At 69.0% G+C, this 22406-nt stretch carries 16 protein-coding genes; 13 read left to right on the forward strand and 3 right to left on the reverse strand.

The features are described 5' to 3' along the window. Positions 1-35: 35 nt before the first annotated feature. The 9 genes from O3303_RS05785 (at position 36) to O3303_RS05825 (ending at position 9259) form a co-directional block, all read left to right on the forward strand. Positions 36-974 (forward strand): glycosyltransferase family 2 protein, encoded by a 939-nt coding sequence (locus O3303_RS05785; protein WP_269561120.1) that lies wholly within the window; start codon positions 36-38, stop codon positions 972-974. 41 nt (positions 975-1015) lie between these two features. Then, positions 1016-1720 (forward strand): acyltransferase, encoded by a 705-nt coding sequence (locus O3303_RS05790; RefSeq protein WP_269561121.1) that lies wholly within the window; start codon positions 1016-1018, stop codon positions 1718-1720. Further along, entirely contained in the window at positions 1717-2994 is a 1278-nt protein-coding gene (locus O3303_RS05795; RefSeq protein ID WP_269561122.1) for a glycosyltransferase, read from the forward strand. Before O3303_RS05790 ends, O3303_RS05795 begins: the two co-directional genes overlap by 4 nt. Positions 2995-3151: 157 nt before the next feature. Next, positions 3152-3820: an acyltransferase gene (locus O3303_RS05800; RefSeq protein WP_269561123.1), complete on the forward strand. Its 669-nt coding sequence runs from the start codon at positions 3152-3154 to the stop codon at positions 3818-3820. Positions 3821-3952: 132 nt separating this feature from the next. Further along, complete coding sequence (locus O3303_RS05805; protein WP_269561124.1) at positions 3953-5116, forward strand: glycosyltransferase family 2 protein; 1164 nt, start codon at positions 3953-3955, stop codon at positions 5114-5116. A gap of 54 nt (positions 5117-5170) precedes the next feature. After that, complete coding sequence (locus tag O3303_RS05810) at positions 5171-6523, forward strand: lipopolysaccharide biosynthesis protein (protein WP_269561125.1); 1353 nt, start codon at positions 5171-5173, stop codon at positions 6521-6523. Between the two features lie 36 nt (positions 6524-6559). Continuing rightward, entirely contained in the window at positions 6560-7459 is a 900-nt protein-coding gene (locus tag O3303_RS05815; protein ID WP_269561126.1) for a beta-1,6-N-acetylglucosaminyltransferase, read from the forward strand. A 21-nt stretch (positions 7460-7480) separates the two neighbouring features. Next, complete coding sequence (locus tag O3303_RS05820) at positions 7481-8221, forward strand: DUF4184 family protein (RefSeq protein WP_269561127.1); 741 nt, start codon at positions 7481-7483, stop codon at positions 8219-8221. A gap of 48 nt (positions 8222-8269) precedes the next feature. Continuing rightward, on the forward strand, positions 8270-9259 hold the full coding sequence (locus O3303_RS05825; RefSeq protein ID WP_269561128.1) for a hypothetical protein: 990 nt from the start codon (positions 8270-8272) through the stop codon (positions 9257-9259). Positions 9260-9351: 92 nt separating this feature from the next. On the opposite strand, the gene O3303_RS05830 is transcribed toward O3303_RS05825, so the two are convergent. Next, positions 9352-11913, reverse strand: coding sequence for a PAS domain-containing hybrid sensor histidine kinase/response regulator (locus O3303_RS05830; RefSeq protein WP_269561878.1), 2562 nt, complete (start codon positions 11911-11913; stop codon positions 9352-9354). 561 nt (positions 11914-12474) lie between these two features. On the opposite strand from O3303_RS05830, the gene O3303_RS05835 reads away from it, so the two are divergent. Then, on the forward strand, positions 12475-16317 hold the full coding sequence (locus O3303_RS05835; protein ID WP_269561129.1) for a cadherin-like domain-containing protein: 3843 nt from the start codon (positions 12475-12477) through the stop codon (positions 16315-16317). 103 nt (positions 16318-16420) lie between these two features. On the opposite strand, the gene O3303_RS05840 is transcribed toward O3303_RS05835, so the two are convergent. Both O3303_RS05840 and O3303_RS05845 read right to left on the reverse strand, forming a co-directional pair. Continuing rightward, positions 16421-16930, reverse strand: a complete 510-nt coding sequence (locus O3303_RS05840) for a hypothetical protein (protein ID WP_269561130.1) — start codon at positions 16928-16930, stop codon at positions 16421-16423. Positions 16931-16972: 42 nt separating this feature from the next. Continuing rightward, the gene (locus tag O3303_RS05845) at positions 16973-17851 is read right to left on the reverse strand and encodes a DNA/RNA non-specific endonuclease (RefSeq protein ID WP_269561131.1); all 879 of its coding nucleotides are present in this window, start codon (positions 17849-17851) and stop codon (positions 16973-16975) included. Positions 17852-18018: 167 nt separating this feature from the next. Between O3303_RS05845 and O3303_RS21925 the strand changes: the two genes are divergently transcribed. From O3303_RS21925 to O3303_RS05860, 3 genes are read left to right on the forward strand one after another with little or no spacing between them, the layout of a single operon-like run. Continuing rightward, complete coding sequence (locus O3303_RS21925; protein ID WP_350356609.1) at positions 18019-19041, forward strand: 2Fe-2S iron-sulfur cluster-binding protein; 1023 nt, start codon at positions 18019-18021, stop codon at positions 19039-19041. 9 nt (positions 19042-19050) lie between these two features. After that, positions 19051-20103 (forward strand): FAD binding domain-containing protein, encoded by a 1053-nt coding sequence (locus tag O3303_RS05855; protein ID WP_269561132.1) that lies wholly within the window; start codon positions 19051-19053, stop codon positions 20101-20103. A gap of 15 nt (positions 20104-20118) precedes the next feature. Then, positions 20119-22377 carry a xanthine dehydrogenase family protein molybdopterin-binding subunit gene (locus tag O3303_RS05860; protein WP_269561133.1) on the forward strand — a complete coding sequence of 753 codons (2259 nt, stop codon included), beginning with the start codon at positions 20119-20121 and terminating at the stop codon, positions 22375-22377. The last annotated feature ends 29 nt before the right edge of the window (positions 22378-22406 follow it).

Below are 22406 nucleotides of genomic sequence, written 5' to 3' on the forward strand. Positions count from 1 at the left end.
GCTACTGCCGGCCCCGGCAGCTTTTCTCTCCTCCCATGACCCCGCTTGTTTCCATCATCAGCGTCAACTACGACCAGCCCGAGGTGACGTGCGCGATGCTCGCCTCGCTGCGGCAGCTCACCTATCCGCGGGTGGAAATCATCGTGGTCGATAACGCCTCGCCCACCCGCGACCCGGCCCCCATTGCCGCGCAGTTTCCGGAAGTGCGGCTGCTGCGCTCGGCCCGCAACCTGGGCTTTGCCGGCGGCAACAACCTGGGCATCCGGGTGGCGCGGGGCGAGTACGTGCTATTCCTCAACAACGACACCGAGGTGGAGCCGGGTTTGCTGGAGCCGCTGCTGGCCGCGTTCAGGCAGCACCCACGGGCCGGCATTGTGTCGCCCAAAATCATCTACCACCACTCGGCCAACCGCCTGATTCAGTACGCCGGCTGCGCGGGCATCAACCCCTGGACCGGCCGCGGGCGCACCATCGGCAGCCAGCAGCCCGACCAGGGCCAGCACGATGGCAGCTACCGCACGGGCCTGGCCCACGGCGCGGCCATGCTGCTGCCCATGGCCGTCATCCGGCAGGTGGGCCTGATGCCGGAGCAGTACTTTCTGTACTACGAGGAGCACGACTGGTGCCAGATGGTGCAGCGCGCCGGCTACGAGTGCCACTACGTGGGCAGCACCACGGTGTATCATAAGGAGTCGGTGTCGGTGGGGCGGGCCTCGGTGCTGCAGACGCACTACCAGTACCGCAACCGCCTGCTGTACATGCGCCGCAACCTGCGCGGGGTGCAGTTCTGGGTGGGGGCCCTGTACTTCCTGCTGGTGGCCGTGCCCCGCCACGCGCTGCGCTTTGCCCTGGCCCGGCAGTGGAAGCACCTGCGGGCCCTCTGGCGCGGCCTGCGCTGGCACCTGCAGGCCCGCCAGGTGCACCACAACCAATGGCTGGCCGCCCCGGCCCGGCCCGCTACCCTGGCCGCCTGAGCGGCGTTTCGTTTCCCCACCCGGCCTTTTCGCTTTCTACGATGACAACAACAACTACCCTTTCCCCGGCTTCGATTTCTGCCGCCGCCGCGCCCAGCCTGCGGGGGGTGCTGCGGCAGCGCTGGCAGCAGGTGGCCGCGCGCTACCCCCACCGGGGCCCGGCCGGCCGGCTGCTGGCCCTGGCCCTGGATGGGCTGCAGGGCAGCCTGCGCCTGCTCAGCACCGCCCTGTTTCTGCCGGGCGTACACCGGGGCCGGCTGGTATCGGTGCGGGGGCGGCCGCTGGTGCGCAACGAGGGCCGCATCGAGCTGGGCCACCGCGTGCGGGTCTGGTCGCACGTGAGCCGGGTGAAGCTGTTTGTGGGGCCTGGGGCCGTGCTGCGCGTGGGCGACGACACCCGCCTGAACGGGGTGCACATTTCCGTAAGCTGCCAGGTCACCATCGGCCACCACGTCCGCCTGGGGCCCAATGTGGTGATTCTCGACGATGACTTCCACGACGCCGCCCAGCACAATGCCGCCGGCCAGCGCGCCCCGGTCTGCATCCACGACCACGCCTGGATTGCCATGAACGCCCTGATTCTGCAGGGCGTGACCATCGGCGAAGGTGCGGCCGTGGCAGCCGGGGCCGTGGTAACCCGCGACGTGCCGCCCTACACGCTGGTGGCCGGCGTACCGGCCCGCATTATCCGCGAGCTGCCCCGCCCGGCTCACTTCACTTCCCCCGTTAACGCTGCCTCCCGATGAACGACCTCCTCCTTGGGCTGACCGACGTCCTGGTGGCGGCCGGCTGGCTGCTGCAGCTCGTGCTGAACGGGGCGCTGCAACTGCTGGGCCTCTACCTGCTGGGCAACGTGCTCTACCTGCTGTTTTTTGCCTTAGCCGGGCACCGCCGGGCCCGCGTGCTGCCGCCCGCGCCGGCAGCGCCGGCCGCGCCCCGCCGCATGTGCGTGCTGCTGCCCGCTTACCAGGCCGACGCCGTGATTCTGCAGACGGCCCCCGCCGCCCTGGCCCACGCCTACGCCGGCGCTCTGACTGTGTGCGTGGTGGCCGACGGACTGCAACCCACTACCGTGGCCGCGCTACGCACCCAAGGTGCCCAGGTGGTGGAAGTGCGGTTTGCGCGCAGCACCAAAGGCCAGGCGCTGCAGGCGGCTTTGGCCACCCTGCCCGCTACCGCCTACGACGTGGCCGTGGTGCTCGATGTGGACAACGTCATGGCCCCCGGGTTTCTGGCCCGCGTGAACGAGGCCTTTGCGGCTGGCTACCAGGTGGTGCAGGGCCACCGCACGGCCAAGAACCTGGACTCGCCCTTCGCCGTACTCGACGCCTGCAACGAGGCCATCAACAACCACATCTTCCGGCTGGGCCACGCCCGCCTGGGCATGTCGGCCTCGCTCATCGGCTCGGGCATGGCCTTCGACTACACCTATCTGCAGCAGTTGCTGCACAACATCGGCGAAACGGCCGGCGAGGACAAGGAAATCGACTTCCGCATCCTGCGCGACGGGGTGCCCATCGGCTACCTGCCCGAGGCCGACGTCTACGACGAGAAGATTGCCAACGCCGGCGTATTCGGCACCCAGCGCACCCGCTGGATGGCCGCGCAGCTGGAGTTTCTGCGCAAATACGGCCCCGAGGCGCTCAGCCAGCTGCGCCGGGGCCGCCTGGAGTTCGTGGATAAGATTGTGCAGTCGGCCTTGCTGCCGCGGGTGCTGCTGCTGGGGCTGCTGACGCTGCTGCTGGGGCTGGCCCTGCTGCTGCCCGCCGGCTGGGGGCCGCCGCCCGCGTGGTGGGCCGGGCTGCTGGCCGGCACCGCGCTGGCCCTGCTGCTGGCGTTGCCCCGCCGCTTCTACTCGCGGCCGGTGGCCACGGCCCTGCTGCACCTGCCGCTGGCGCTGCTGGCTATGACGCGGGCTTTAAGCCGGCTGGGCCGGGCCCGGGGCACCTTCCTGCCCACGCCCCACGCGGCCCACGCCCCGCAACCTCCCGAACCGGCCGCTGCGCCGCTCCCCTCCTGATTACACTGCCATGCCCTGGGAAATCATTGCCTTGCCCGCGCTGCTGAGCTTGCTGCTGGGTATCCGCAGCGGCCTGCGCGCCGCCGCCGCACCCCCGCCGCCCGACTTTCATCCGCCGCCCCGCCCCTGATCTGTTCCGCGCTTCACTTCCCGTTCCATGTCTCTCGCTTCTACTCCCGATTCTGCCGCCGAAGCGGCCCCGGCCGCCCGTAGTTCCGGCCTGGCCGCCCGCATCAAAAGCAGCCCGCAGCTGAAAAAGCTGGCCGCCTGGCTGCTGTTTCAGCCCCGCCGCTCCCGGCCCCGCTTCTGGGTGAAGTGGCTGGCCAACCCCTTCGTGCACAAGTATGCCCCCGGCTCGCTGGTGCGCCGCGCCCGCCGCGACCTGGTGCCCTTCCACGCCTTCGAGCTGGGCCGCGACTCCATCCTGGAGGACTACGTGACGGTGGCCAACGGCATGGGCGGCATCCACATCGGCGACCGGACGCTCATCGGCATCGGCGACGTGCTCATCGGGCCCGTGCGCATCGGCCACCACGTCATTCTGGCCCAGCACGTGGTGCTCTCGGGCCTCAACCACGGCTACCAGGACCCCAGCCGCCCCATCCGCGACCAGCCCTGCACGGCGGCCGAGATTGTGGTGGAGGACGAGGTCTGGATCGGGGCCAACGCCGTGGTGACGGCCGGCGTGCGCATCGGCCGGCACGCGGTGGTGGCCGGCGGCAGCGTGGTCACCAAAGACGTGCCGCCCTACTCGGTGGTGGCCGGCAACCCCGCCCGGGTACTGCGCCAGCTCAACCCCGCCACCGGCCAGTGGGAACGGGTGTAGGTTTTGGTTGTCAGTTGCTGGTTGTCAGTTGTCAGAAACACTGTCACTATATGTCCAATCAACTAACAACCGACAACTGCCGACAACTACCAACTGACAACCGACAACTACCAACTGACAACTAAAAAACTCATGCTGACAACTCTTTTCTGGCTGTTTCTGGCCGTAGTACTGTACACTTATCTGGGCTACGGCCTGGTGGTGTGGGTGTGGGCCCGCCTGCGCCCCGGGGTACGCCCCGAACTGCAGCGCGACTTCACGCCGCCCGTGACGGTGGTAGTGCCGGCCTATAACGAGGCCGATATTCTCGATGCCAAAATCCAGGACTGCCTGGCCCAGGACTACCCTGCCGACCGCCTGCGCATCCTGGTTATCACCGATGGCAGCACCGACCACTCGGCCCAGGTACTGGCCCGGTATCCGCAGGTGCGCCACCTGCACCAGCCCCAGCGGGCCGGCAAGTCGATGGCTGAAAACCGCGCCATTCTGTTCGTGGACACGCCTTTCGTGGCCTTCACCGACTGCAACACCCTACTCAACCCCGAGGCCGTGCGCCGCCTGGTGCGCCACTACGCCGACCCGCTGGTGGGCGCCGTGTCGGGCGAGAAGCGCGTGCAGGCCGACGGCAGCACCGCCGGCGCCGGCGAGGGCCTGTACTGGCGCTACGAATCCCTGCTCAAGCGCTGCGACTCGGCCATCAGCAGCCTGATGGGGGCCGCCGGCGAACTGGTGTCCTTTCGCACGGCCCTGTTCAAGCCCCTCGAAGCCGACACCATCCTCGACGACTTCGTGCAGTCCATGCGCATTGTGGGCGAGGGCTACCGGGTGGTGTATGAGCCGGGGGCCTACGCCACCGAGCCGCCGTCGTTTTCGCTCAAGGAGGAGATGAAGCGCAAGGTGCGCATCTGTGCCGGCGGCTGGCAGGCCATGACGCGCCTGCCGGGTTTGCTCAACCCGCTGCGGCAGCCGGTGGTCACGTTTCTGTACGGCTCGCACCGGGTGCTGCGCTGGAGCCTGACGCCGCTGCTGCTGGCGTTGCTGCTGCCCCTGAGCGCGGCGCTGGCCGCCACCCAGGGCGGGGTGTACGCGCTGGCGCTGGCCGGGCAGCTGGCCTTCTACGCGGCAGCCGGCCTGGGCTGGTCGCTGGCCAGCCGGGGCCGCCCGGCGGGGCGGCTGCTGGTGCCGCTGTACTTCACGCTCATGAACGTGGCCGTGTTCCAGGGTTTCTGGCGCTTTGTGCGCCGCGCCCAGCCCGCCGCCTGGGACAAGGCCCAGCGGGCGGCCGTGGCCGCCTGAGGCCCGGCCAGCCCCGCTCCGCATACCGGCTTTTCGCCCTTTTTAGCTCCCCTGATGCACTTCCGTCAACTCGCGCCCAACCTGCGCAACAACCAGTTTTTGTCGCTGGCCGGCAACGTGGCGGCCTCGGGCCTCACGGTGGTATCGGTGTCGCTGCTGTTCCGGGGCCTGCCCACGGCGGCCATTGGCGCCTGGGTGTTTTTCCTGTCGATGCTGGGGCTGGGCGAGGCCTTCCGGCAGGGCTGCCTGACCACGGGCTTCATCCGGGCCTACGCCGGCGCCGACGCCCCGCGCCGGGCCGAGGTCCTGGGCTCGGCCTGGGCCCTGGGCTTGCTGATTACGGTGGCTCTGAGCAGCCTGGGGCTGCTGGCACAGGCAGTTCCGGCGCTGGCGGCCAGCCCCAGCCTGGGGCTGTTTCTGCGGTGGTTTCCGCTGCTGTTTCTGCTCACGCTGCCGGCCTTTATGGCCACCTGCCTGCAGCAGGCCGAGGAGCACTTCGCCCGGCTGCTGCGGCTGCGGCTGCTGATGCAGGGCGCGTTTATCGTGGGCATTACGGGGCTGCTGCTGCTGCACCAGCTCACGCTGCTGCGGGTGGTGTACTGCTACCTGGGCGCGGCCGGCCTGACCAGCGCACTCACGCTGCTGCTGGGCTGGAGCTTCCCCTCGGCGCTGCGCCACCGCTCGGCTGCCACCATGCGTGAGCTGGGTCACTTTGGCAAGTACAGCGTGGGCAGCTACATCGGGGCCTACCTGCTGCGCAGCTCCGACACGGTGCTCATCAACTTTCTGCTGGGGCCGGCCGCGCTGGCCGTCTACAACCTGGCCCAGCGCTTCATGGAAATCATTGAGATTCCGCTGCGCAGCCTCATGGCCACGGCTATGCCACGGCTGGCGGCGGCCGTCAATCAGCAAAACCGGCCCCTGCTGGCCCACCTGTTTGAGCAGAACGCCGGCCTGCTTACCTGGCTGCTGCTGCCCGTGGTCATCGGTACGGTGCTGCTGGCCGAGGTGCCGGTGTACCTGGTGGGCGGCAGCCACTACGTGAACACGGAGGCCGCCAACGTGCTGCGCATTGCCGTGTCGATGGCCCTGCTCTACCCCATCGACCGGTTTACCGGCGTGGCCCTGGACGTACTGGGCAACCCGCGGCTGAACCTGTACAAGGTGCTGCTGATGCTGGCCGTGAACGTGGCCGGCGACTGGGTGGGCATTCACTTCACCCACAGCATCTACGGCGTGGCGCTGGCCAGCCTGCCTACCATCCTCACGGGCTTCCTGTTCGGGTATTTGCTGCTGAAACGGTCCTTACCCATCACCATAGCCGGCACGCTGCGCGTGGGGCTGGCCGAAGTGCGGGCCCTGCTACGCCGCTTCGGGCCGGCTGCGCCCGTCTCCGTCCGCGCCTGAACATCTGCTTTTTCCTTCTTCTCAGCCACTCGCCTTATGCGTATTGCCCATTTGATCATGGCCCACCGGGCCCCGGCCCAGCTGGTGCGCCAGCTCAGGGGCCTGCATCACCCCCAAGCCGACTGCTTTATTCATCTGGATACCAAGGCTGATCTGTCGGTGTTTTCCTTTCTGGGAACCCTGCCGCAGGTGCAGTTTGTGCGGCGGCGCTTTGCCATCAACTGGGGCGGGTTTGGCTTCACGGAGGCCCTGCTGGCCAGCCTGCGCGAGCTGCTGGCCCACCCGGCCCGCTACGAGTTCATCAACCTGCTCAGCGGCCAGGACTACCCGCTGCGCCCGGCCGAGGAGCTGCACGCCTACCTGGCCGCGCACCCGGGCCGCTCGTTTGTGGAAGCCGAGCCCATGGGCTCGCCCTGGTGGCAGGCCAACCGCTCCCGCCTGGAGCGCTACCACCTCACCGACGCCCCCGCGCTGCCCGGCCGCTACGCCGTGCAGCGCGCCCTGAACGCCGTGCTGCCGCGCCGACAGTTTCCGCTGGGCGGCTACGTGGTGTACGGCGGCAACATGAGCTGCTGGTACACGCTCAGCCGCACCGCCGCCGAGTATTTGGTCAACTTCTTTACCCTGCACCCGGAGCTGCACCGGTTCGGGCGGCTGAGCTGGGGCTCCGATGAGTTTCTGGTGGCCACGGTGCTCTACAACTCGCCCCTGCGCGAAACCCTGCTCAACAACAGCCTGCGCTACATCGACTGGAGCCAGGGCGGGGCCCACCCCAAGCTGCTGACCACCGCCGACCTGCCGGCCCTGCTGGCCTCGGGCCGGTTCTGGGGCCGCAAGTTCGACCTCGACACCGATACGGCCGTGCTGGATGAGCTGGATGCCCGGCACCAGAACCGCCTCCAGACGGCGGCCCGCCCCGGCCTGCCGGTTGATTAAGCCCCGCGCTACGCCCTACTTATGCCCTTCACCCTGGCCCATACGGCCGCCGTGCTGCCACTGCTGCGCCGCCGGGGCCTCTCGGCTACCGGCCTGCTGGTGGGCAGTATCGCCCCGGACTTCGAGAAGTTTGCCCGCATGGGCCTGCACAACGGCCATAGCCACACCTGGCTCAGCATCGGGTATTTCAGTTTGCCGGTGGGAGTTGCGCTGGCGTTTACGTTCCACCTGCTCGTGCGTGATGCCCTGCTGGCGCACCTGCCCGCCCCGCTCTACCAGCGGCTGGCCGCCGTCAGGCGCCTGCGCTGGCGCCCGTATTTCCGGCGGCACTACGGCGCCGTGCTGCTCAGTATCGGCCTCGGGGCCGCCACGCATCTGCTCTGGGACGGCCTCACCCACCGGCGGCCCCTGCTGGTGCGCTACCTGCCGCAGCTGCTGGGGCCGGTGCCGGGGCTGCCCGGCGCGGTGCCGGTGTATAAGGTGCTGGAGCTGCTAAGTTCGGGCCTGGGTACGGCCCTGGTGCTGGCCCTGATTTTGCGCCTGCCCCGCCTGCCGTTGCCGCTCCCGCTCACCCGTGGGGCCCGCCGCCGCTACTGGGGGCTGGCGGCCGGCACGGCCACCGGGTTGTGGGCGGCCCGGGTGCTGCCGGCCCTGCCAGCGCTTGCCCCCTGGGATGCGGTGGTGAGTGCCCTTTCCGCCGGGCTGCTGGGGCTAGTGGCGGCCTCCGTGTACTATCCCGGGTCGTTGGCCCGGTCGCGCTGAACGCCTGACCGCGCCTCTGGGGCGGCTTTATCTTTCTCCTCTTTTCTTATGACATACCTCACGCTGCTTTCCTACGGCTGCGCCGCCGAGTACCGCCGGGCCATCGGCACCATTCTGAGCTTCTACGCCCACTACCACGAGCCGGCCCGGGTAGCTACCGTCCTGTTCACCGACAACCCGGAGTTCTTCCGCCCCTACCTGGCCGGCCTGCCGGTGGACTACGTGCTGCTGACTGATGAGCGCCGCCGGGCCATGTACGGGCCCCACAACTACGCGTTCCGGGTGAAAATCGGGATTCTGGCCGAGCTGATGCAGCGCCAGCCGGGGGCCGATGTACTCTACCTCGACTCCGATACCTTCTTTCTGGACAATCCGGCCTCGCTGCTGCGCGAGCTGGCCGCCGGCGTGGCCTTCATGCACCAGCCGGAATACACCTTTGCGGAGGCCGTGATTCAGTACGCTGCCCGCCCGGATGCCGCCGCCCCGCGCCGGCTGGTGGAGCTGCTGGAACGCCAGATTTTTTTGGTAAACGGCCAGCTGCGGCACTTTACGGCCACGCAGAAGGGCTGGAACTCGGGGGTGCTGGGGCTGCCCGCCGCCGCCGCCGCCCTGCTGCCCGACGTATTTGCCCTCACCGACGCCTTTTACGCCGGCTCCGGCTGGTTTACCAGCGAGCAGCTGGCGTTTTCGCTGGCCCTGCCCGTGCGGTTTCCCCTGCGCCGCGCCGACGCCTACGTGTGCCACTACTGGAGCCCCGGCCAGAAAACCCACATGGATGCCTGCCTCACCCCGCTCATCACCCCGGCCCTGGCCAGCCAGCCCCTGGCCATTCGCTTGGCCGCCGTGGCGGCCCGCACCAGCGGCTGGCACCGCCAGCTGGCCCTGGAAAAGCTGCACGAAGGCGCGCTGTACGCAGCCAGCCGGGGCCGCCTGGTGCCGGCGCTCAAGTACGCCCTCAAAGCCCTGGCCCGTGCCCCGTTTGACCTGGCGTTTATGCGCCGCCTCACGCAGGTGCTGCGCGCCCAGCCGGCCCCGTAGCAGCCCTAGAAGGCACACTATACACCAAAACCCAGAGGGGCCGCCGAAGATTCGGCGGCCCCTCTGGCTTGTAGGACGGCAGGCGATGGCCGCTAGCGGCGCAGCAGCGTGCGCAGGTAGCCGTAGAGCTCGGCTTCGTCGAAGGGCTTAGCCAGACAGGCATCGAGGCCGGCGGCCAGGTACTGCTCGTGGTCAGCGCGGAAGGCGTTGGCCGTGAGGGCCAATACCGGAATGGCGGCGCGGTGCACATGCGGGTGCTGGCGGATGTGGGCGGTGGCTTCCAGCCCGCTCATGCCCGGCATCTGAATATCCATGAGCACGATGTCGAACTCCTGCTGCCCGAACAGCTCCAGGGCCGCGGCCCCGTTATCGGCCTCCGTGACGAGTACGCCCCACTGCTGCATGGTGCCGCGGGCCACGTAGCGGTTGATATCGTTATCTTCCACCAGCAGCACCCGCACGCCCTGCAGAATGCCGGTATCAAAATCCTCGGGTTCGGCTGGCTCGGCCACCGGGGCTGCTTTGGGCAGGCAGAGCGTGAAGGCAAAGATGCTGCCCTGGCCTTCGTGGCTTTCCACCTGCAGCCGGCCGCCCATGCGCTCCACCAGCGCCCGGCTGATGCTGAGGCCCAGGCCGGTGCCGCCGAAGCGGCGGGCCGTGTCGGAGTAGGCCTGGGTGAAGCTCTCGAAGATGCGGCTGAGCACCTCCGGCCGCATCCCGATACCCGTGTCCGCGACGCTGAAGCACAGCTCCAGCTCCGTTGCCGTCTCGTTCACCAAGTTGCCTTCCACCGTGATGGTGCCGCCGCGGGGCGTGAACTTGATGGCGTTGCTGACCAGGTTGAGCATGATCTGGTTGATGCGGTGGGCGTCGCCGCACACCCAGGGCAGCGGACACGACTCGCGCAGCGGCCGGGCGACAAACACGATGCCCTTCTCCTGGCCCTGCAGCATCAGCGGCTGCAGCGCCTGCCCTACCGACTCGCACACGTTGAAGGCCGACTCGTCGAGTTCCAGCTTGCCGCTCGTGATTTTGGCCATGTCCAGCACGTCGTTGAGCACGGCCAGCAGGTGCTGGCCGGAAGTGCGGATGGTGGCCAGGTATTCCTGCTGCTGGGGCGTGAGGGCGGTGCGGGCCAGCAGGTTGGCCACGCCCAGCACCCCGTTCATGGGCGTGCGGATTTCGTGGCTCATGTTGGCCAGGAAATTCTCGCGGGCCCGCACCGCTTTTTCGGCGGCCAGGCGGGCCATTTCCATCTCCCGCTCCGCCTGAATGCGGTCGGTGATGTCGTGGGAGTGGGAAATGACGTAGGGCGGCTGGTCGGGCTCGAGCACGGCCACGTTGTGGTAGAGCAGGTGGCGCATTTCCTCACTGCCGGGCAGCTGCAGCCGCAGCACGCCCTTGGTGGCGGCGCCGCTGTTGAGGCGGGTCATCCAGTCGGCGAAGGCGGCGCGGTCGTTGAAGGGCAGATGCTGGGCCACGGGCTGGCCCAGCAGGTCTTCGGCCGGGCGGCCCAGCAGCTGGGCCAGGGCCGGGTTGATGGTCAGCACGTTGCCCTGCATGTCGTAGGTGCAGATCAGGGCCTGGGTGTAGTGCATCAGGTCGCGGTACTGCTTCTCGTTGCGCTGCAGGGTTTGCTGGGCTTGCTTGAGGGCCGTGATGTCGAGGCTCACGCTGAGGATGTGCACCTCGCCATCCGGGCGGCGCAGGGGGCGCTTCACGGCGTAGTAACAGTGGGTTACGCCGTCGGCCAGCGTGAAGGGCTCTTCCCGCACCACATCCTGCCCGGTGCTGCGCACCAGGTCGTTGGTGGCGTGGTAGTCGGCCACTTCGCAAGCCGTCTGCTCTGGGGTTTTGGTCTGCTGGCCCTCCCCGAAGGGCGAGGACTGAATCAGCTCCTGCATGGCCCGGTTTTGGAAAATCACCTGATGGCTTTCATCCACCACGAACACGGCGCACGGTATGGCCTCCAGCACCTGCTCGGTGAACTGCTGCTGCTCGGCCAGTTGCCGGCGCACGGCCTCGCGCTCTGTAATGTCGCTGAAATACAGGCTTACGCCCCCTTCTTCCGGCCGCGTTACTTTAGCCACGTTGAAAACCCGCTGCTCCAGGGTCACTTCCAGCGGCATGCTTCCGACATCGACCTGCGCGGTGGCGCGCAGGCGGAGCTGGCGCTGAATGCGCGCCCGCTCGGCCCGGGGCAGGCTCGTGCCCAGCGCCCGGGCGGCGGCATTGGCGTACAGGGGCCAGCGGCCGGGGCCAATGTGCACAATCGGTTGGGGGCTGTGCTCCGCAATAGCGGCAATGGCCTCCAGCTCGGTCAGCCGGTGGTGTTCCTGGCTCACATCGTGCAGGCTCAGCAGCCAGCCGCCCTGCGACGGCGCCGCGTGGCAGGCCAGCACGGTGCCGTCTTGCAGGTGCAGGCGGGAGGCGGGTGGCGGCGGGGCGGCCGCGCCGACCAGCCAGGGCAGCAGGGCCGCCGCCGACTCCTGCACTAGCAGCGGCTGCAGGCGGGCCCGCAGGTGGTGGCCGGGCTGGCCCTGCCACCGCCCCGATTCGTCGGGCAGGCCCAGCAGGTGCCAGAAACGGGCGGTACTCAGCTCCACGGTGCCGGCGGCAGCCAGCAGCAGCACCCCGGCCGGCAGCCCGGCCATCACTCGCTGTAGCAGGTTAGTGGCGGAGCAGGCCGCGGGGGCAGAAATAGGCTTTGGTTCGGGCGGGGCCTCTTCAACCGAAGCGGCGACAGCAGATTCTAACAGCATAAAAACATGATCAGGAGATGCGGCACCGGGGTTGGGGCGTGCCGTTGGTGGGCCGGTTGCACTTCCTGTGCCAGGCTGCCGACCCTGAGCGGCGGCGGCGACGGCAGCCTGGCACGTACCCGCCCAGACCTCTGCGCAGCGGGTATTCTGCTTTGTTACGGCCCTCGTCCCCTGGCAGGCGCGGCATTTTTTTTCTGGCGCGGGCCCGCCGACGGGTGGCGGCGGCAGCCGGCAGCTCCAGATACTGTAACCCGAATCCAGGAGCTGGACCCAGCCGGGCAGCTGCGCCACCTTGTTTCTCAGGTCAAAAGCCAATAAAACCACTCCATCACCTGCTAAACAAGGCATTGCATTGCCTTCCACTGTAGGCTGCCTGGCCTTGGCAGGATATTGTCCTGCCTGGCAGCCGGCCCGGCCAGCGCGTCCGGGCATCTTCTTCATCTTGCCAGCCCTATGCCTCTATTCGTACTACTCCGCCTGAGCGCTGCCCTGACTGGTTTGGCGACGGGGGGAATGCTACTGTTTTCGCTGCCCCCGGCCGCCAGCCGGCCGGCCGCACGACCAGCCACCACGGCGCCCGTCGCCCTCGACGACCACCTGACCCGCTCCTACACGGCAGCTACCGACCTGGATATTCTCGGCAACGACCAGGCCGGCAACGCGGCCCTGAATCCCGCCTCCGTGGTGCTACTGGGCCCTGTCACCAGCGGCACCACCGATGTGGCCGGCACCGGGGGCACGTTTTCGGTGGCGCCTACCGGACTGCTGAGTGCCCGCGTGCCCGCCTTCAACGGGGCCAGCACGGTGGCTTCCATCCGTTACACCGTGCAGGACCAGGCCGGGGAAACCTCGGCGCCCGCTACCCTTCACCTGACCCTCACGAACGCGCCGCCCCAGGCCCAGCCCGACGCCGCTACCACGGCCACCAACACGCCCGTTATGCTGGCCGTGGCCAGCAACGACAGCGATGCCGACGGCCCCACCACCCTGCGCCCCGCTACCGTGGTCCTGACTTCCGAGGCAGGCACCAATGGCGGCGGCAGCTTCCACGCCGATGGCAACGGCACGGTCACGTTCACGCCGGCGGGCGGCTTTAGCGGCACCAGCAGCACCAGCTACACCATTCGCGACGAGCAGGGCCTGGCCTCGGCCCCGGCCCTGCTGACCGTGACCGTGAGCAACGCCACCCCGGTTGCCGTGCGCGACGTGGCCGCCACCCTGGCCGGCACCCCCGTGCAGGTGGCCGTGCTGCTGAACGACAGCGACGACAACGGCTACGGCACGCTGGTCCCGGGCAGCGTGGTGCTCAGCCCCGGCAACGGCCTTACCAGTGGCGGGCAGTTTTCGGTGGATGCCGCCACCGGCGTGGTCACCTTCGTGCCGGCGATTGGCTCCACCGGGGCCACCATCGGCTACCGGGTGCGCGATACTCAGGGCGCACTCTCCAACTCCGCCAACCTGACCGTGAGCATTACCACCGTCAGCGCCGACGTACAGGCCACGCTGCGCGGCCCGGCAACCACGCCGGCCGGGGGCTTCGCCGAGTACACGCTCACGCTCAACAACCAGGGCAGCGTGGCGGCCACGGGGGTGCAGGGCCGGGTGCGGCTGCCGGCCTACCTGAGCCAGGTGACGGCCTCACACAACGCCGTGTACCTCGCCAGCACCGGGGCAGTGGCGTTTCCGGCCGCCGACCTGCCCGCGGCTGGCACCCGCGTGCACACCGTGCGCTTTCTGATGCCGGCCCGCGCCAGCGTCGCGGCCCTGGGCTTCAGCACGGCTTCGGCCGCCGACCTCGTTATCGAGAACAACAACGGCAGCCAGGCTAACGCTGCCGCCAGCACCGCTCCCACTCAGGTGGCCGACGTGGTAGCGGTGGGCACGGGTCCGGCCACCGCCTCGGCCTCCGGAAGCGTGAGCTACCAGCTGATGGCCGTGAACTACGGGCCTTCGGTGGCTACCGACGTCAGCCTGGGCGCCCAGCTGCCGGCCAACCTGAGCGGCGTAACGGTATCGGGCGGCGGCAGTTACGATGCCGGCTCCGGCCGCGTGACTTTGCCGCCCGTCCCGGCACTGGCGGCCCGGGCCGGCTTAAGCTGCCAGGTGAGCTTTGATGTGCCCCCGGCTAGCACCACCCTGGCCGGCCAGGTCTGGGCCACTTCCGGCACGGCCGACGGCGACCCGGCCCCGGCCAACAACGACGGCAGCAGCCCGCTGGCCGCGCTCCGCACCACCTTCAGCGGGCCGGTGGCCAGCACCTACTGCGCGGGCCCGGCCACGCTGGACGCCACCACCACCGGCGGCCAGCTGCTGAACGCGTATTACCCCGGCCTGGGCACCACCACCGGCACCAACGTGTCCGTAGGCCCGGCCCTGAGCCCGGTGGAAGCCGCGCCCATTCAGGCCGGCGACCTGGTGCTGGTGATGCAGATGCAGGGGGCCGACCTGGACTATGCCAACACCGCCGCCTACGGCGACGGGGCAGCCCACGACGACATCCCGGCCAACGGCAACCTGCTAACCAACTTCAGCGCCGGCCTCTACGAATACCGCTACGTGACCCTGTCCAACGTGACCCCGACCGGGGGCGGCACGCTGGTGCTGGCCTCGGCCCTCACCAACACCTACACCAACGCCGAGGCCACGAACAGCACCGGCGCCCGCCGCTACCAGGTGCTGCGGGTGCCGCGCTTCCGCCACCTCACGCTGGGGGCCGACCTGCGCCCCGCGCCCTGGAACGGCCGCACCGGCGGGGTGCTGGCGTTGCAGGCCGAAGGCGCGCTCGATCTGGCCGGCTACCGGCTCGATGCCCGGGGCTGCGGCTTCCGGGGCGGCGGCAGCTACCTCCAGGGCGGCCCCGGCCCCGCCAGCACCAGCACCACCGACTGGGCCATGGGCTGGGGCAATGCCGTGCACGCCTCCAAAGGCGAAGGGCTGGCCGGCAGTCCGCGCCTGGTTAACCAGGGGGGCGTGCTGCTCAATACCGGGGCCGAAGGGTATCCGGGCGGCTCCATGGGCCGCGGTGCGCCCGGCAACGCCGGCGGCGGCGGCACCGACGGCAGCGTGCTCACCAACCAGAACAATACAGGCGGCGGCGGCGGCTCGAACGGCGGCTTTGGCGGGCAGGGCGGCAATGCCTGGTTTCTGGGCAATGCCACCGGCGGCAGCGGTGGGGCGCCGTTTCTGGCCGCCCACCCCGGCCGGGTGGTGCTGGGCGGCGGCGGCGGGGCCGGCTCCTCCAACAACGGCACCGGCGGCCTCGGCCAGGCCATCACCGTCAACAACGGCTTCAACTCCAGCGGGGGTGCCGGGGGCGGTATTGTGCTGCTGAGCGCGGGCCAGGTGACCGGGCCGGGCACCATTGATGTCAGCGGTACCTCGGTTACGCTGCCGGTCGACAACGACGGCGGTGGCGGCGGCGGCGGCAGCGGAAGCGTGGTAGTGCTCAGCAGCAGCAGCCTGGCGGGCCTGACAGTGGTGGCCAACGGCGGCCGGGGCGGCGACGACAACCTGACCGTGACGGCGCCGCACGGACCGGGCGGCGGCGGCTCGGCCGGCGTGGTGTTTGCCTCCGGGCCCCTCAACGCGGCCTCGCAGGCACTGCCGGGCAGCAATGGCCTGACCGGCTCCACCAACGGCCCCGGTGCCTTCGGCGCTACACCCGGCACCCAGTTGCCGTTTCAGTGGCGCACCAACCTGGTACCGGCCGAGGTACCGCTGCCCGCCGAGTGCCAGCTGGTGCCGCTGCCGGTGTCGCTCATCCGCTTTGACGCGGCGGCAAACGGCGCGGCCGTGGAGCTGACGTGGGCCACGGCTCAGGAAGTGAACAGTGCCCGCTTTGAGGTGGAGCGCAGCCCCGATGGCCGCCGGTTTGCCCGCGTGGGCCGCCGCGCGGCCGCCGGGCACAGCACAAGCCCGCGCACCTACGCCTTCACCGATTTGCCTGCCGCGGCCGCGGCCAACGGCCTGCTCTACTACCGCCTGCGGTTGCTGGACCTAGACAGCAGCGCGACCCTCACTCCGGTGCGGGTGGTGCAGTTCCGGCCGACAACACAGGCTCAGCCAACTGTTTTCCCCAATCCTACATCGGCCGGCACCACGCTGGATTTGACGACCCTGCCCGCCGCCACGTATTCCGTGGCTCTGTTCAACCTGCTGGGGCAGCGCCTACAGCAGTACGAGCCGGCCACCAACCAGCGCGTGCAACTGAACACCCGCCCGCTGCCCCCCGGCATCTACCTGCTGCAGATCAGCGCGCCCGGCTACCGCTGGTGCCAGAAGCTGATCCGACAGTAAGCGGCGGCCGTTTGCGTGCGTGGTCTGCAGGGCGCCTGTCTGCTTCCGAACTGCGGAAGCAAACAGGCGCCTTGCTGCTACAACCAAAAGCCCCGCCGCTGCATCAGGACAACCGCTCAAATTCCAGCACCCATACCCATTCGTTGCGGGCCCAGGCCGCCGGGTAGATGGACTCAAACAGCTCCTGAAACGCGCCTACCGCACTGTCGTGCCACTGAAGCCCATCCACAGCCTGGGCATCGGGCGCTACGCCGCCCCATTGCACGCGCCCCCGCTGGCGCCGGGCTCTGACGCCCTCCAGCCGGGCCTGGGCCTCGGTTATGCTCCCAACCTGCTCCACCCGAATGCCCACTACCCGCAGCAGGCAATCCGGGGCTTCCTGCACGCGCAGCACTGCGCCGGCCGGCCCGAAGGGACATGGCACCGGGGGCAGCATCTGCCCCGGCTCCTGCCGGTCCTCAAACCAGGCACCCGACCCCGTCAGGCGCCGGAAGCAGTAGCGCCCGGGCTCCTGCTGAACCGGCAGCAGCGGGGAAAGCCGGCGGCGGGTGACGGTTTTGTGGCCGGCCAGCACGGCGGCCAGCATGGCCGGGTTGAAGGAAATACTATCCATCAGCTTAGCACAAACAGGCAACCTCGGCCCTGGAATGGCATGTTACTGGACCGGCCCGTTATCGGTGCCGGCTTCCAGCACCTGCTGCACCGCCGAAGGCACAGCAGAAAGCAGGTCGAGGCCAGTCGCCTCCTCAATGGCATCGACGCTGGTACGGTACTGGCCCCAGCTGGTGCTCAGGCTGTTATCATTGGGGGTATTAATGGCGATTACGCGGGTGGCGGTCGTCACGCGGCTGGCGTCAGACTCGCCAACGGGCAGCACCACCACGACTTTCCAGATGCGGGCCGGCACCGTCACGCGGCCTTGGTCGAGGGTGGTTTTAGCCCCCGCCGAACCAATGCCGCCCGTGCCGTACTGCCCCATAATAACGTACAGCTCATTGCCGGAGCTCAGCAACGAGCGGGTGTAGTCTTCCAGATTGGCCCAGGTCTGCTGATTGTTGCGCGGCGCCTGCGGAATCATGTTGGTCATGAAAAACGTAGCCGAGTTGTCGGGTACGGTGTTGGTGCGGTCGGCGCTGGGGCAGTTGTGGCCGCGGTCGAAGCCGGAGCCCGAGTAGCTGGTGGCCTGCACCTGGTACCAGCCGGCCGGCAGGGTGGCATCGGGCCGGAAATCGTCCTGGCGGGCGGCAGAACCGCGCCAGCTCTGGTCGAGGTGCCAGCTCACCCAGTTCGGAATACCCCGCTCCCGGTGGTAGCTAAGCGCGTACTGCGGCTTGCTGAGCAGGAAGTTGGTGGGCTGGGTTGGGTCGTCGGTGGCGCCGCTAGGGTTGCCGAGCGTCAGGTGCTCGGGCAGCGGCTGGGCCGGCGTGACGACTACCGGCGGGGTGGGTACTGGGTCTTTGGTACTGGAGCAGGAGGCCACGGTGAGCAGCCCCATCAGCCCGAAAACGGGCAAACGGAAGGAACGGTACAACATCAGAAGAAATAAGGCAATGGTGTGTAGCAGAGAGCGGAAGCACAAAGGTAGCCAATTGAAAATCGGACTTGCCTGCCCCCTTGGCTTGCCGCCGAAACGCTCCGGCCCGCCAACACTACCCGCCCAACTGCGTATTCCCTGCTACTTACCATCACTAGCTCTGCCGGATGAAGCCCTCCACCGCCTGCCCCTTACAACCCGGTGCCCCCGCCCCGGCCGCCCTGCTGCCCGACGGCACTGCCCTCTCGGCGCTGCGCGGCCGGCCCGTGGTGCTGGCCTTTGCCCCCGACGAATGGAACCCCGGGCACGCCCACCAGAGTGCCCTGTTTGCCCAACTGCTCCACGATTTCGGCGCCGAAGTAGCCTTCGTCGATACGGCCGGTGAGGGCTGGCACTCGCTGGACTGGCGCGGCACGCTGGCCGGGCAGTTTGGCGTGGCCGGCCGGCGGGCGCTGTTTCTGCTAGATGAGCAGGGCGTGGTGCGCTGGAGTGCGGTGGTAGATGCCACCACCGACATCCGCCCCGGCCAAGTGCTGGCGGCGCTGGAGACCCTGAAAAACCCGGCGGAGACGGCCGCCGGCCAACCGGCTGCCGGCGGCGTGTCGCGGCGCACGTTCGTGACGGCGCTGCTGGCCACCGTGGCCCTGCTGCTGCTGCCTGGCACCGACGCGGCCGCCGCCGAAGCAGCCCCGGCCGCTACTGCCCCGCCGGCTCCGGCGGCGGCCGCCGACACCGTGCCCGTAACCCTGCGCATCAACGGCCGGACGCACCGCCTGCAGCTGGAGCCGCGCGTGGCGCTGCTGGATGCGCTGCGCGAAAACCTGCACCTCACGGGCACCAAGAAAGGCTGCGACCATGGCCAGTGCGGCGCCTGCACCGTGCACCTCGACGGCCAGAGCGCCCTGTCCTGCCTGCGGCTGGCCGTGATGAGCCAGGGCCAGGAAATCACCACCATCGAGGGCCTGGCCACCGGCGAAACCCTGCACCCCATGCAGGCCGCCTTCGTGAAGCACGACGCCTTCCAGTGCGGTTACTGCACGCCGGGCCAGATCATGGCGGCCACCGCTCTGCTCCAGGACAAGCAGCCACGCTCGGCCGTGGAAATCCGGGAAGCCATGAGCGGCAACCTGTGCCGCTGCGCCGCTTACCCCAACATCATTGCCGCCATCGAAGACGCCCAGCGCGCTTAATTCCCGCCTATGAACCCTTTTCAATACCAGCGGGCCGGCAGCGCTGCCGAAGCCGTTGCCCTGGTGGCCCAGGACCCGGCCGCCACGTTCATTGCCGGTGGCACTTCCGAAGTAGATCTGCTGAAAGAAGGCGTGCATCAGCCCAGCCGGCTGGTAGACCTGGCGGGACTGCCGCCCGGCACCATTGCGCCGCTTAACGGCGGGCTACGCCTTGGAGCCAGCGTGAGCAACAGCGCGGCCGCCCTCCACCCCGAAATCCGGCAGCGCTACACCGCCGTGAGCGAGGCCCTTCTGGCGGGCGCCTCCACCCAGATCCGTAACATGGCCACCATGGCCGGCAATCCGCTGCAGCGCACCCGCTGCCCCTATTTCCGCGACTCAGGCCAGCCCTGCAACAAGCGCACGCCCGGCAGCGGCTGCGCCGCCCTCGGGGGCCTCAACCGGGTGCACGCCATCTTCGGGGCCTCGTCCAGCTGCGTGGCCACTCAGCCCAGCGACCTGGCCGTGGCCTTGGCCGCCCTCGACGCACAGGTGCAGACCACCGGCCCCGGCGGCAGCCGCACCATCGCCTTCCCCGACCTGCACCGCCTGCCCGGAGACACCCCGCACCGGGATACGGTGCTGGAGCACGGCGAACTGATTACCGCCATCGACCTGCCCGCCTTCACCGGCCGCTCGCATTACCTCAAGGTGCGCGAGCGGGCCTCCTACGCCTACGCGCTGGTGTCGTGCGCCGTGGCGCTGGAAATGGATGGGACCCGCATCCGGCGGGCCCGGATTGCGCTGGGCGGCGTGGCACATAAGCCCTGGCGGGTACCGGCCGCCGAAGCCCTGCTGGCCGGCCGCAAGCCCACCGAAAAGCTTTTTCTGGCCGCTGCCGAACGCGCCTTCGCCGATGCCAAACCGCTGGAGCACAACGGCTATAAAGTACCGATGGGCCGCAGCCTGCTACTGCGGGCGCTGCTGGAAACCAGCGGCCTGCAGCCGCTGGCGGGCCCGGCCGGCACAGCCTTCGCGGCCAGCGTGGGCGGCGTGGCCGGCCTTGTTTCTTCTCCCCGCTAATTTTTCAGGATTGCTATGACAGTATCGGAAGCCACCGGCCAGCCCCTCGACCGGGTAGATGGCCGGCTGAAGGTGATGGGCGGCGCCCGCTACACCGCCGAATGGGACGTGCCGGGCCTGGTATACGGCGCGGTGGTCGTCAGCACGATTGCCCACGGCACCATCCGCACGCTGGATACGGCAGCAGCCCTGCGCGCGCCGGGCGTGCGGGCCGTGCTCACCCACGACAACGCCCCACGCCTGCAGCCCCTGCCCGAGAAAGTGGGCGAAACGCTGTTTCGGGGCGAGGGTGGCATCACGGAAACGCGCCAGCCCCTGCAGGATGCCACCGTGGAATATGCCGGCCAGCCCATCGCCCTGGTGGTGGCCGACACCCACGAGCAGGCCCGCCACGCCGCCTCGCTCGTGCGCGTGACCTACGAGGAGCGCCCGCCGCAGCTCGACCAGCATACCGCGGCCCGACAAAGCAAGCCGGAGTCCTTTCTGGGCAGCAAGGAAGAAAAGCTACAGGTCACCATCGGCGACCCTAAAGCGGCGCTGGCGGCGGCGCCCGTGCAGGTGCAGCAGGTATACGAATCCGGCATCACCCACCACAGCCCCATCGAGCAGGTAGCCACCATTGCCCACTGGGAACAGCGCGGCGGCACCGACTTCCTAACCCTCTACGACACCACCCGCGGCCTCGACAACACCCAGGCCGTAGCGGCGCTGTCGCTGGGGCTGCCCAAGGAGCGGGTGCGCGTCATTTGCCCGTTCGTGGGCGGGGCGTTTGGGGCCAAGGGCTGGCTGTTTGCGCCTGTGCTGCTGGCAGCCATGGCCGCCCGCGTGGTGAAGCGCCCCGTGAAGCTGGAATGGCGCCGGCAGGAGATGTTTACGGTGGCCGGCCAGCGCGCCGCCACCCGCCAGACCCTGGCCCTGGGCGCCACCCGCGACGGCAAGCTCACGGCCCTGCAGCACGACACGCACACCCATTCCTCGCTGTCGAGCGGGTTTACGGAGCCGTGCGCGCGCGTGTCGCGGATGATGTACGCCGTGCCCAACCTGGGTTTCTCGCACCAGCTGGCCCACCTGAACCTGCCCTCGCCGTGCCCCATGCGCGGCCCCGGCGAAACCGTGGGCGGCTGGGCCCTGGAGTGCGCCCTCGACGAGCTGGCCACCGAGCTGAACTTGGACCCCGTGGAGCTGCGCCTGCGCAACTACGCCGAGAAAAACCCCGAAACCGGCAAACCCTGGTCGAGCAAAAACCTGCGCGAGTGCTACGCCCGCGGCAAGGCCCTCATCGGTTGGGACGCCCGCAACCCTAAGCCCCGCTCCATGCGCGAAGGCCGCGAGCTGATCGGCTACGGCATGGCTACTACTATGTACCCGGCCGGCCGGCGCAAGGCCGCCGCCAAAGCCACCATTTTCGCTGATGGCCGCGCCCTGGTGCAGAGTGCCACCCACGAGCTGGGCAACGGCGCCTACACCATTTTCCGCCAGATTGGGGCCGACGGGCTGGGGCTGCCCGTGGAGCAGGTGCGGTTCGAGCTGGGCGACTCCGCTTTGCCCACCACGCCTACCGCGGGTGGCTCCGTCACTACGGCCACCGTGGGCCCGGCCGTGCTGCAGGCCGCCCGGGCCGCCGTGCGCGCCCTGCAGCAGCTGGCCGCCCGCGACGCGAAGTCGCCGCTGTACGGGGCAGCCCCGGAGGCCGTGGAAGCCCGCGCCGGCCGGCTGCAGCTCAAGGCCACGCCCGCTACCGGCGAAACCTACGCCGCTATTCTGAAACGCGCCGGCCTGCCTTCCATCGTTGGCACCGACGAGGCCCAGCCCGGCGCCGAGCGGGAGCAATACTCGTTCTATTCCTTCGGAGCGGTGTTTGCCCAGGTGCGGGTAGATGAGGCCAGCGGCACGGTTCGGGTGGCCCGGCTCTGCGGCGTGTACGACGTCGGCCGGCTGATGAACCCCAAAACGGCCCATTCCCAGATTATCGGGGGCATGACGATGGGCCTGGGCGCTACCTTGATGGAGGAAACCTCCTACGACCCGCGCAATGGCCGCGCCGTGGTGCGCAACTTCGCCGACTACCACATGCCCAGCATGGCCGACACGCCCGACATTCAGGTGGAATGGCTCAATATCCCCGACCCCTTCATCAGTGAGCTGGGAGCCCGTGGCATTGGCGAAATTGGCTGCGTGGGCACCCCGGCGGCCATCACCAACGCCGTATTCCACGCTACCGGCCGCCGCCTGCGCTCCTTGCCACTCACCCCCGACAAATTTTTCAGCGCCTAAACAACGGATGATCATGCCGGGCTCATCGG

This window comes from Hymenobacter canadensis (genome assembly GCF_027359925.1).
In the GTDB taxonomy this organism is placed as follows: Bacteria; Bacteroidota; Bacteroidia; order Cytophagales; family Hymenobacteraceae; genus Hymenobacter; species Hymenobacter canadensis.